This is a genomic window from Pseudomonas kitaguniensis (assembly GCF_009296165.1).
Taxonomy (GTDB): Bacteria; Pseudomonadota; Gammaproteobacteria; order Pseudomonadales; family Pseudomonadaceae; genus Aquipseudomonas; species Aquipseudomonas kitaguniensis.
On record NZ_VUAZ01000207.1, the window covers coordinates 1 to 10,499 of the forward strand.

14 protein-coding genes are annotated in these 10,499 nt (G+C 59.9%); all 14 read left to right on the plus strand.

Annotated elements, in window-relative coordinates:
• On the plus strand, nt 1-195 hold a 195-nt coding region (locus F0169_RS27585; protein ID WP_206670189.1), incomplete at its 5' end, for a hypothetical protein.
• 378 nt (nt 196-573) lie between these two features.
• Nucleotides 574-879 carry an STAS domain-containing protein gene (locus F0169_RS26375; RefSeq protein ID WP_058413191.1) on the plus strand — a complete coding sequence of 102 codons (306 nt, stop codon included), beginning with the start codon at nt 574-576 and terminating at the stop codon, nt 877-879.
• On the plus strand, nt 876-2,594 hold the full coding sequence (locus F0169_RS26380) for an ATP-binding SpoIIE family protein phosphatase (RefSeq protein WP_152748060.1): 1,719 nt from the start codon (nt 876-878) through the stop codon (nt 2,592-2,594). The genes F0169_RS26375 and F0169_RS26380 overlap by 4 nt, the downstream gene beginning before the upstream one ends.
• A gap of 30 nt (nt 2,595-2,624) precedes the next feature.
• Entirely contained in the window at nt 2,625-2,972 is a 348-nt protein-coding gene (locus tag F0169_RS26385) for an Hpt domain-containing protein (protein WP_058413189.1), read from the plus strand.
• Between the two features lie 102 nt (nt 2,973-3,074).
• Entirely contained in the window at nt 3,075-4,427 is a 1,353-nt protein-coding gene (locus F0169_RS26390; protein WP_152748061.1) for a flagellar hook-length control protein FliK, read from the plus strand.
• Nucleotides 4,428-4,640: 213 nt separating this feature from the next.
• Complete coding sequence (gene fliL / locus F0169_RS26395) at nt 4,641-5,141, plus strand: flagellar basal body-associated protein FliL (protein ID WP_152748062.1); 501 nt, start codon at nt 4,641-4,643, stop codon at nt 5,139-5,141.
• A 9-nt stretch (nt 5,142-5,150) separates the two neighbouring features.
• Nucleotides 5,151-6,119 (plus strand): flagellar motor switch protein FliM, encoded by a 969-nt coding sequence (gene fliM, locus F0169_RS26400; protein WP_058413186.1) that lies wholly within the window; start codon nt 5,151-5,153, stop codon nt 6,117-6,119.
• 56 nt (nt 6,120-6,175) lie between these two features.
• Nucleotides 6,176-6,643: a flagellar motor switch protein FliN gene (gene fliN, locus F0169_RS26405; protein WP_152748063.1), complete on the plus strand. Its 468-nt coding sequence runs from the start codon at nt 6,176-6,178 to the stop codon at nt 6,641-6,643.
• Nucleotide 6,644: 1 nt separating this feature from the next.
• On the plus strand, nt 6,645-7,085 hold the full coding sequence (fliO, locus tag F0169_RS26410) for a flagellar biosynthetic protein FliO (protein WP_099239234.1): 441 nt from the start codon (nt 6,645-6,647) through the stop codon (nt 7,083-7,085).
• Nucleotides 7,085-7,828 carry a flagellar type III secretion system pore protein FliP gene (fliP, locus tag F0169_RS26415; protein ID WP_058413183.1) on the plus strand — a complete coding sequence of 248 codons (744 nt, stop codon included), beginning with the start codon at nt 7,085-7,087 and terminating at the stop codon, nt 7,826-7,828. Before fliO ends, fliP begins: the two co-directional genes overlap by 1 nt.
• A 4-nt stretch (nt 7,829-7,832) precedes the next feature.
• The gene (locus F0169_RS26420; RefSeq protein ID WP_058413182.1) at nt 7,833-8,102 is read left to right on the plus strand and encodes a flagellar biosynthetic protein FliQ; all 270 of its coding nucleotides are present in this window, start codon (nt 7,833-7,835) and stop codon (nt 8,100-8,102) included.
• A gap of 4 nt (nt 8,103-8,106) precedes the next feature.
• Nucleotides 8,107-8,892: a flagellar biosynthetic protein FliR gene (gene fliR / locus F0169_RS26425; RefSeq protein WP_058413181.1), complete on the plus strand. Its 786-nt coding sequence runs from the start codon at nt 8,107-8,109 to the stop codon at nt 8,890-8,892.
• A gap of 3 nt (nt 8,893-8,895) precedes the next feature.
• Nucleotides 8,896-10,032: a flagellar biosynthesis protein FlhB gene (flhB, locus tag F0169_RS26430; RefSeq protein WP_152748064.1), complete on the plus strand. Its 1,137-nt coding sequence runs from the start codon at nt 8,896-8,898 to the stop codon at nt 10,030-10,032.
• Between the two features lie 130 nt (nt 10,033-10,162).
• The gene (locus tag F0169_RS26435; protein ID WP_152748065.1) at nt 10,163-10,363 is read left to right on the plus strand and encodes a cold-shock protein; all 201 of its coding nucleotides are present in this window, start codon (nt 10,163-10,165) and stop codon (nt 10,361-10,363) included.
• Nucleotides 10,364-10,499 lie beyond the last annotated feature (136 nt).

Consider the following 10,499-nt stretch of genomic DNA (forward strand, 5'->3'; position numbering starts at 1 on the left):
GCCAAGAACAGTTTTAGCCAGCACCGCGGATCTTCTTTGCTCTTTGTGGGAGAAACCACCTCCTATCAAACTACAAATAACCTATTGTTTTTGCTATTAAAATTCATCCAGGTTTGTGGCTTTGGTTTTGAGTGCATATCCGTTATTGAGTTTATGGCTTGTATCGGTTCCGCTCTTACAGCGGGTCACTTTTGAAAGAACCGGAAGCCGGCCTAATCCCCCAAGCAGAATGCATTCAAACTGTGGGAGGGGGCTTGCTGCCGATGGCGGTGGGTCAGTCAATTCATGTATCAACTGTAAAACTGCTATCGGGAGCAAGCCCCCTCCCACAAAAACCAAAAGCAAATCTGCTGTGATGCAAAACCATCTTTTGATCTGCTTCAACCACTCAGGTCGGCTTTCAGGCCGCCGTGCTTTTGTTTTTGATCTGAGACGCGCCCCGTTAAACCACGATGGCCACAGCGCAACATCAAAGACGCAGTGAAGCCTCCCACATTTGATGCTGAATGTTGCTCACTTACGCATCACCTGCTAAACCTTGTTGCACGTTGCCAATGACAAGGAAGCAGTCGTATGTCAGTTGAGTCAGAAGTATCCCCGGATGGGAAGAAGTTGACGATAGTGGTCAAGGGGAGGTTCGATTTTGGCAGCCACCATACGTTTCGTGATGCCTACGAGCGTTTCTACAAGGCGCCCGAGCTGTATGTAGTCGACTTGAAAGAAACCACCTACATGGACAGCTCGGCATTGGGCATGCTCCTGCTGTTACGTGATTACGCCGGCGGCGACAAAGCCGAAGTCATGGTGGTCAACAGCAACCCCGACGTGCGCAAGATCCTCGGCATCTCCAATTTCGATAAATTGTTCGACATCAGTTGAGCACCCTGGCCCCCGTTTTTGAACCACTGACGATCCTGATCGCCGAAGACAGCGCCGCTGATTTGCTGTTGCTGTCGACGATCATCCGGCGTCAGGGCCATCAGGTGCTCACCGCCACCCACGGCGCGCAAGCTGTAGAGCTGTTTGCCCGCGAGCGTCCGCAATTGGTGTTGATGGACGCGCTGATGCCGGTGATGGACGGCTTTGAAGCTGCGCGTCGAATCAAACACCTGGCGGGTGAGACGCTGGTGCCGATCATCTTTCTGACCTCGCTGCGCGAGAGCGCGGCCCTGGCGCAGTGCCTGGATGCTGGTGGCGATGATTTTTTGCCCAAACCGTATAACCCGCTGATTTTGGCGGCGAAGATTAACGCCATGGACCGCCTGCGCCGTCTGCAAGCGACGGTATTGCAGCAGCGTGACCTGATCGCCAAACACCACGATTATCTGTTGCATGAGCAGCGGGTGGCCAAGGCCGTGTTCGACAAGGTCGCGCATTCGGGTTGCATCAACGCGGCGCCGAATATTCGTTACCTGCAATCGCCTTACGCGCTGTTCAACGGCGACCTGCTGTTGGCAGCGTACACACCGTCGGGTGACATGCACGTGCTGCTCGGCGATTTCACCGGGCATGGCCTGCCGGCGGCGGTGGGTGCCATGCCGCTGGCCGAAGTGTTCTACGGCATGACGGCCAAGGGCCACGGCCTGGCGCAGATTCTTCGGGAGATGAACGCCAAGCTCAAGCGCATCCTGCCGGTGGACATGTTCTGCTGCGCCACCCTGTTGTGCCTGAGTACCCAGCGCAGGGCGCTGGAAGTGTGGAACGGCGGCATGCCCGAAGGCTATGTGCACGACGTCGCGACGGGCAAACGCACGCCGTTGATGTCGCGGCATCTGCCGCTGGGCGTGCTGTCGGCGGACGCGTTTAATGACAGCACTGAAGTCTGGCCGATGGCCCTCGGCGACCGGGTATTTTTGCTCTCTGATGGTGTGCTGGACACCGCCGACGCGAATGACCAGTTATTTGGCGCCGAGCGTTTGCAGCAGGTATTTGCCGCCAACCGCGATCCCGGGCACCTGTTCGAAGACATCGAACTGGCCCTGGCCGCGTTTCGCGGTGAAGCGCGTGATGACGTCAGCATGGTCGAGATCACCTTGCAGCCCGACCCGCCGTTGCGTGCGGCCGAGCCTGTGTATGCCGACAGTGGCCAGTCGTGCCCGCTGGACTGGTCGGTGAGTTTTGAATTTCGCGCGCACACGCTTCAAACGTACAACCCGTTGCCGTATTTGCTGCAGCTGTTGCTCGAAATCCACGGCCTGCGTGAGCAGAGCGGGGCGCTTTACAGTGTGATGGCCGAGCTGTATTCCAACGCGCTGGAGCACGGCGTGCTGGGCTTGGATTCGCAGCTCAAGCGTGATGCCCAAGGGTTTGCCGACTATTATCGCCAGCGCAATGAGCGGCTCGCGCACTTGAGCAGCGGTTATATTCGTGTGCACGTGCACGTGGTGCCGACCGACATGGGCGGCAAAATGACGCTGAGCATCGAAGACAGCGGCGCCGGCTTTGACGTGGAACACGTGCTGGCACGGCCGCTGGATGTCGACCGTTTGTCTGGTCGAGGCTTGAGCCTGGTGCGTCAATTGAGCAGCGATGTACGCTGGTCGCAGGGTGGGCGTTGTGTGTGCGTGGAGTTTTGCTGGGGGGCTCTGGCATAATCCGCTGATTCTTGATCAAGGAGCGAGCAAGTGGCTGAGATTCATCTGGACCCTGATGTGTTGTCAGGTTTGCAGGAAGTGATGGAGAGCGAGTATCCGAAGTTGCTCGATACCTTCCTTGACGACTCCGCGAAACGTGTCGAGGCGTTGCGCCGGGCGCGCGATGATGCCAAGGCGTTGGGGCGGATTGCGCACAGCTTTAAAGGCAGTAGCGGCAACCTCGGTGCGGTGCGCCTGGCGGAGCTTTGCCGACGGCTGGAAGACGGCTCTGCTGAACCTGCCCGCGTCGACCTCGGTGAACTGGTGGACGAAATCGACCAGGAATTCGCGCTCGTCCGGCCGCTGTACGAGCATGAGCGGCAGCGCTTTCAGCTTTGACGCTAAACAGCTCCGCGCGCACAACGCCAGTCACCTGGCCCAACTCTTGCTATAGCTCCAGTGACTGCATCCCCGATCCCCATGCAGTGGAGACCTTTACCTATGCCAGTCGCCCCGAATTCGCTTCTTCAGGCTGCCCCCGCGGCCAAGCCTCAAGCGCCCGCAGCCACCCCCGCGGTAGCGACGGCAGACCCGCGCGACAAGGCCTCAGGCTTCGCCCAAGTGTTTGCCAACCAAGGCTCGAAGCCCACGGTAAAGGCCGACGACAGCGCCGCCAAACCGACGCGCGATAAACCCTCCGACGCGAGCGCCAAGCCAGCGGCGGGCAGCAACACACCTGCCGCCAGCACGCCAGCCGTTGCCGATAGCGGCAATCCCTTGCCTGCCAAGCCACCGGCCGACCCCGACGACAGCGCCAGCAGTGACGAGGACGCACCTGCCGATCCGTCCCTGGCGCAACAACCTGCGGTTGACCCGGTGGTGGACCCGGCTTTAATCGCCACGGTCACACCGGTGGCCGTGCCTGTTGCCACGCCACCGCCAGCACCGGCTGCGGCCACTGCTGATGACAAGGCCCAAACGGCCGCCACTGCGCCGGTTGCGGCGACCGATCAGGCCAAGGTGCCGGCGTTCGACCCGGCAGCCGACCCGCTGGATGCGATGCCTGCCGTGCGCCTGGCGATGGAGCAGGGCGGCCACGTCTCGGCCAGCAGCCAGGCTGCGCAGAAAACCGCGCCGCCGACGACGCTGGATCAGCCGACCGCCGCGCAGAATTTTGCCACCGGCCTGGCCAATATGCTGGTCGACCAGCAAGCCAAAGACAGCACTGACCAGGGCGGCGATAAAGCCTTCAGTGGTTTGATCGAAGGTGGCCTCAAGGACCTCAAAGACGCCAGCAGCGACACGCGCATCGATGATTTCGCCAACCGCCTGGCCGCGCTGACACAGGCCGCCACGCCGAAAACCGCGAATGCCCTGCCGCCCGTGGCCAACGCGCCATTGGCCATGCACCAGAGCGGCTGGTCTGAAGAAGTGGTCAACCGCGTGATGTACTTGTCCAGTGCCAACCTCAAGTCGGCAGAGATCCAGTTGCAGCCGGCAGAGCTGGGCCGCCTGGACATCAAGGTCAACATGACGGCAGACCAGCAAGCGCAGGTCACCTTCATGAGCGGCCACGCGGTGGTACGTGAAGCGCTGGAAAGCCAGTCGGGCCGCCTGCGCGAGATGTTTGCCCAGCAGGGCATGGGGCAGGTCGACGTTAACGTGTCCGACCAGTCGCGTGGTTGGCAGGGCCAGGGCCAGGAGCAACAACAGCAGAACCAGGCCCGCGGCGTCACTGGCAGTGGCGGGCGGGGTGACGGCGGCGATGCAGGCGATGTGGCTGAAGTGGCGGCAGCCGTTGCGCCGGTGACGTCTACGCTGATCGGCTCCAGTGCCGTCGACTACTACGCCTGATTCCAGCTTTGCAAGGCTTTGAATGTGAGAGGGGGTTTGCTGCCGATAGCAGTGGGTTAGTCGACTTATTAATTGACTGATGCACCGCCATCGGCAGCAAGCCCCCTCGCACATTTGGTGTGTGCTGCCCGCTCCGCCCGACAACTCTGGCATAACACTTGCTCTTGCCTTTCCGTAGATCTATGAATCCCAGAATAGTGACGGATTATTGGCATGGCGAAGAGCGACGACGCAGCAACACCCCCCGCAGGCAAGGGCAAGCTCAAGCTTATCCTGTTGATTGTGCTGGGCCTGCTCCTGGCCATCGGCGCGTCGGTGGGCGGTACCTGGTACATCATGCACAACAATGCCAGCAAACCAGCGCCTGTTGCCGAAACCACCGGTAACGTCAAGCAACCGGCAATCTTCGAGCCGATGCTTCCGGCCTTTGTCGCCAACTTCAATCAAAATGGTCGTACACGCTATTTGCAGGTGAGCATCACCTTGCTGGCGCGTAACCAGGCGGACCTGGATGCCCTCAAGGTGCACATGCCGGTGATCCGCAATAACCTCGTGATGCTGTTCTCCGGGCAGAGCTTCGACAGCCTTGCCTCCCCTGTAGGCCAGGAAATGCTGCGCCAGAAGGTCACTGCCAGCGTGCAGGAAGTGGCTCAGAAAGAGCTTGGCAAAGTCGTGGTCGAGCAGGCGCTCTTCACTAACTTCGTATTGCAGTAGGATCACGACATGGCCGTGCAAGACCTGCTGTCCCAGGATGAAATCGACGCGCTGTTGCATGGCGTCGACGATGGTCTGGTACAGACCGAACTGGCTGCCGAGCCCGGCAGCGTCAAAAGTTACGACCTCACCAGCCAGGATCGCATCGTCCGTGGACGCATGCCGACCCTGGAAATGATCAACGAGCGTTTCGCCCGCTACACCCGTATCAGCATGTTCAACATGTTGCGCCGTTCGGCGGACGTGGCGGTGGGCGGCGTGCAGGTGATGAAGTTCGGCGAATACGTGCACTCGCTGTACGTGCCCACCAGCCTCAACCTGGTCAAGATCAAGCCGCTGCGTGGTACCGCGTTGTTCATTCTGGACGCCAAACTAGTGTTCAAGCTGGTGGACAACTTCTTTGGTGGTGACGGTCGTCACGCCAAGATCGAAGGCCGCGAATTCACCCCGACCGAATTGCGCGTGGTGCGCATGGTGCTGGAACAAGCCTTCGTCGACTTGAAGGAAGCCTGGCAGGCGGTCATGGAAGTCAATTTCGAGTACATCAACTCGGAAGTTAACCCGGCCATGGCCAACATCGTCGGCCCCAGCGAAGCGATTGTGGTTTCGACCTTTCACATCGAACTCGATGGCGGCGGCGGCGACCTGCACGTGACCATGCCGTACTCGATGATCGAGCCCGTGCGCGAGATGCTCGACGCCGGTTTCCAGTCCGACCTGGACGACCAGGACGAACGTTGGGTCAAGGCCCTGCGCGAAGATTTGCTGGACGTCGCCGTACCGCTGAGCGCCACTGTGGCGCGTCGCCAGCTGCGTTTGCGCGACATTTTGCACATGCAGCCGGGGGATATTATTCCCGTCGAGTTGCCGCAAGAAATGATCATGCGCGCCAGCGGCGTGCCGTCGTTCAAGGTCAAGCTCGGTTCCCACAAGGGCAACCTGGCGCTGCAAGTGGTGGAGCCGATTAACCGTCGCTGAGCCGCCCCTGTTGCTGCACCCCTATTTATGAATGTTTGCTTCGCCGAGGACATGTAATGGCTACCGAACACGAGAACACTTCCGCCGAAGACCAGGCCCTGGCTGACGAATGGGCTGCGGCCCTGGAAGAAACCGGCGATGTTGGCCAAGACGATATTGACGCGCTGCTGGCCGCCGACGCCGCCAGTGCGCCTGCCGGCAACCGCCTGCAAATGGAAGAATTCGGCAGTGTGCCGAAGAACAACGAGCCGGTGACCCTCGACGGCCCGAACCTGGATGTGATCCTCGACATCCCTGTGTCCATCTCGATGGAAGTGGGCAGCACCGAAATCAACATCCGCAACCTGTTGCAGCTCAACCAGGGTTCGGTGATCGAGCTTGATCGGCTGGCCGGTGAGCCGCTGGACGTGCTGGTTAACGGCACGCTGATCGCGCATGGCGAGGTGGTGGTGGTCAACGAAAAGTTCGGCATCCGCCTGACGGACGTGATCAGCCCGAGCGAACGCATCAAGAAGTTGCGCTGACATGAAGTATTCGATGGCGGGACTGTTTCTGGCGCTGCCATTGAGCGCCCTCGCGGCTGAGCCGATCGCGCAAGCTGCAGTTGCAGCGCCCGTGGTGACCAGCGGCATCGGCGGGCAACTGACCCAACTGGTGTTGGGGCTGTTGCTGGTGGTCGGCTTGATCTTCGTGCTGGCCTGGTTGATGCGCCGCGTACAGAACATTGGCCCGGGCAACGGCCAAGTGATCGAGATGATCGGTTCGCGTGCCCTCGGCCCGCGTGATCGCCTGGTGCTGGTACAGGTTGGCGAGGAGCAGATTCTGCTCGGCATCACGCCCGGTCGCATCACCCCGTTGCACGTGCTCAAGTCGCCGGTTGAAGTGGCCAAGGCCGAAGCCGCCACGCCAGAATTCGCTCAGCGCCTGATGGAGTTGCTGGGCAAGGATCAGAAGGATAAGAAGTAATGCGCGTTTTATTGACGCTCATGCTGTTGCTGGCCGCGCCGTTGGCGTTTGCCGCCGACCCGTTGTCGATCCCGGCGATTACGCTGGGCACCAACGCTGCCGGCGCGCAGGAATATTCGGTCAGCTTGCAGATTTTGCTGATCATGACCGCGCTGAGTTTCATCCCGGCGTTCGTGATGCTGATGACCAGCTTTACGCGGATCATCATCGTGTTCTCGATTCTGCGTCAGGCCCTGGGCCTGCAACAGACACCGTCGAACCAGATCCTCACCGGCATGGCGCTGTTTTTGACGATGTTCATCATGGCGCCGGTGTTCGACAAGGTGAACCAGCAAGCGCTGCAGCCTTACCTCGCGGAAAAACTCACCGCGCAGGACGCGATTGACAAGGCCCAAGGCCCGATCAAGGACTTCATGCTGTCGCAAACCCGTTCCAGCGACCTTGAGTTGTTTGTGCGCTTGTCCAAACGCACCGACATTGCCACCCCGGACCAGGCGCCGTTGACCATTCTGGTGCCGGCGTTTGTGACCTCTGAATTGAAGACCGCGTTTCAGATCGGCTTCATGATCTTTATCCCGTTCCTGATCATCGACCTGGTGGTGGCGAGCGTGCTGATGGCGATGGGTATGATGATGCTCTCGCCGCTGATTATTTCGCTGCCGTTCAAGATCATGCTGTTTGTGCTGGTGGACGGCTGGGCGCTGATTATCGGCACGTTGGCCAGCAGTTTCGGCGGAGTGTAGAGCCATGACCCCAGAAGTCGCTGTCGACCTGTTCCGTGAAGCGCTGTGGCTGACCACCATGATGGTTGCCGTGCTGGTGGTGCCGAGCCTGTTGATTGGCCTGCTGGTGGCGATGTTTCAGGCCGCAACACAGATCAACGAACAAACCTTGAGTTTCCTCCCGCGTTTGCTGGTAATGCTGATCACCCTGATCGTCGCCGGCCCATGGCTGGTGCAAACCTTCATGGAATACATCCTGCAGTTGTACGGCAGTATTCCGCTGTTGATCGGCTGACCGCATGCAATCTGTGCTGGCACTGACCGACACCCAGATCAGTACCTGGGTGGCTTCTTTCATCCTGCCGATGTTTCGCATCACGGCCGTGCTGATGACCATGCCGGTGTTTGGTACCACCTTGGTGCCACGGCGCATTCGCCTGTATTTCGCCGTCGCCATCACCGTGGTGATCGTGCCCGGGCTGCCGCCGATGCCGCCGGTGAATGCGCTGGACCTCAGCGCGTTGCTGTTGATCGCCGAGCAAATCCTGATCGGTTCGCTGCTGGGCTTCTCGCTCACGCTGTTCTTTCAGGCGTTTGTGATTGCCGGGCAAATCATTTCGATCCAGATGGGCATGGGCTTCGCCTCGATGGTTGACCCCACCAACGGCGTGTCGGTGGCGGTGATCGGGCAGTTCCTGACCATGCTGGTGACGTTGCTGTTTTTGGCCATGAACGGCCACTTGGTGGTGTTCGAGGTGTTGACCGAAAGCTTCACCACCTTGCCGGTGGGGTCGGGCTTGGTGGTCAATCATTTTTGGGAGCTGGTCGGGCGCATGAGTTGGGTGCTGGGTGCGTCGTTGTTGCTGGTGCTGCCGGCAATCACCGCGCTGCTGGTGGTTAACATCGCGTTTGGCGTGATGACCCGCGCGGCGCCGCAACTGAACATTTTCTCGATTGGTTTCCCCCTGACCCTGGTGTTGGGCATGGGGATTTTCTGGATCGGCATGGCCGACATTCTCAATCAGTATCAACCGCTGGCGACCGACGCCTTGCAGTTTTTACGTGACTTGGCACGGGCGCGTTGAGCCATGGCCGAGAGCGAGAGTGGCCAGGACAAAACAGAAGACCCCACGGAGAAACGTAAAAAGGACTCCAGGGAAAAGGGCGAAATTGCGCGCTCTAAAGAACTCAATACCGTTGCGACCATGATGGCCGGTGCCGGCGCCGTGCTGATCTACGGCGGCGGCCTGGCGCTGGACTTGATGGAGCTGATGAAGCTCAACTTTGCCTTGCCGCGCGAGGTGCTGCTGAACCCCGACGCCATGGGCCGCTACCTGATGCATTCAGGCAAAATCGCGATCCTGTCGGTGCAGCCGATCCTCATCACCTTGCTGCTGGCCGCCTTGATCGGCCCTGTCGCCTTGGGCGGCTGGCTGTTTGCTGCCAGCAGCATGGCGCCCAAGTTCAGCCGCATGAACCCGGCGGCCGGGCTTAAGCGAATGTTTTCGACCAAGGCACTGGTCGAGCTGCTCAAGGCCTTGGCCAAGTTCATCCTGATTCTGTTCGTCGCGCTGGCGGTGCTGTCGTCGGATATTGACGATTTATTGCGCATTGCCCATGAACCGCTGGAGTCGGCGATCATCCACAGCGTGCAAGTGGTGGGCTGGAGCACCTTGTGGATGTCTGCCGGGCTGATCCTGATCGCGGCGGTGGATGCGCCGATCCAGTTGTGGGAAAGCCACAAAAAACTGCTGATGACCAAGCAGGAAGTGCGCGACGAGCACAAGGACCAGGAAGGTCGGCCCGAGGTCAAACAGCGCATTCGCCAACTGCAGCGCGAAATGTCCCAGCGCAAAATGATGGCTTCGGTGCCCGACGCGGACGTGGTCATCACCAACCCGACCCACTACGCCGTAGCCCTCAAGTACGACCCGGAGAAGGGCGGCGCGCCGATGTTGCTGGCCAAGGGCAGCGACTTTACAGCACTGAAAATTCGCGAAATCGCGGTGGCCAACGACATTCTGTTGCTGGAGTCGCCGGAGTTGGCGCGCTCGATTTTCTACTCCACGGACCTGGACCAGGAAATTCCTGCCGGCCTGTACCTGGCGGTGGCGCAGGTGTTGGCCTACGTCTACCAGATCCGCCAGTACCGCGCGGGCAAGGGCAAACGGCCGGACCCGCTCAAGGACCTGCCAATTCCGCCGGAGCTGCGCCGCGACTCCTGATTGCCAGCGTGCCATTCATCTGAAAGTGCGCGTTACCTGTCAACTATCACAGTAGCCAGCGAAGGCTAATCGCGGTTCCATTGCGCCAGACACTGCACCCGCGTTGTTAAGAGATGCAGAGGACGTAGTGATGGAAGCGCTGACGGGCACGATCAAGTTTTACAGCGAAAAAACCGGGCAAGGCTTGATTGATCTGGATTGCGGTGAGGATGCCGTCTGTGTGGATCTTAAAGGCTCGGCCGGCGTTCGGCTGAAAGATGGCCTGCGCGTGCGATTTGCCCGGATTCATCGGCCCAAGGGCGTTTTCGCGTCCAACATCACAGTTATCTAACCCCCGCCGGAACGCTCGGCGTCAGGTTTTCAGTCCAGGCGGTGCCCGACCCGGCATACCCTGGGGTAACCCGCACACAGCTCCAAATGTGGGAGGGGGCTTGCTCCCGATAGCGGTGTGTCAGGCCCGAAATAAC

Excerpts from the sequence above, each read along its gene's own strand:
- F0169_RS26420 (WP_058413182.1), top strand. The coding sequence starts at position 7,833 with ATGACCCCAGAAGTCGCTGTCGACCTGTTCCGTGAAGCGCTGTGGCTG.
- fliP (WP_058413183.1), top strand. The coding sequence starts at position 7,085 with ATGCGCGTTTTATTGACGCTCATGCTGTTGCTGGCCGCGCCGTTGGCG.
- flhB (WP_152748064.1), top strand. The coding sequence starts at position 8,896 with ATGGCCGAGAGCGAGAGTGGCCAGGACAAAACAGAAGACCCCACGGAG.
- fliN (WP_152748063.1), top strand. The coding sequence starts at position 6,176 with ATGGCTACCGAACACGAGAACACTTCCGCCGAAGACCAGGCCCTGGCT.
- F0169_RS26435 (WP_152748065.1), top strand. The coding sequence starts at position 10,163 with ATGGAAGCGCTGACGGGCACGATCAAGTTTTACAGCGAAAAAACCGGG.
- fliM (WP_058413186.1), top strand. The coding sequence starts at position 5,151 with ATGGCCGTGCAAGACCTGCTGTCCCAGGATGAAATCGACGCGCTGTTG.
- fliO (WP_099239234.1), top strand. The coding sequence starts at position 6,645 with ATGAAGTATTCGATGGCGGGACTGTTTCTGGCGCTGCCATTGAGCGCC.
- F0169_RS26375 (WP_058413191.1), top strand. The coding sequence starts at position 574 with ATGTCAGTTGAGTCAGAAGTATCCCCGGATGGGAAGAAGTTGACGATA.
- fliR (WP_058413181.1), top strand. The coding sequence starts at position 8,107 with ATGCAATCTGTGCTGGCACTGACCGACACCCAGATCAGTACCTGGGTG.
- fliL (WP_152748062.1), top strand. The coding sequence starts at position 4,641 with ATGGCGAAGAGCGACGACGCAGCAACACCCCCCGCAGGCAAGGGCAAG.
- F0169_RS26390 (WP_152748061.1), top strand. The coding sequence starts at position 3,075 with ATGCCAGTCGCCCCGAATTCGCTTCTTCAGGCTGCCCCCGCGGCCAAG.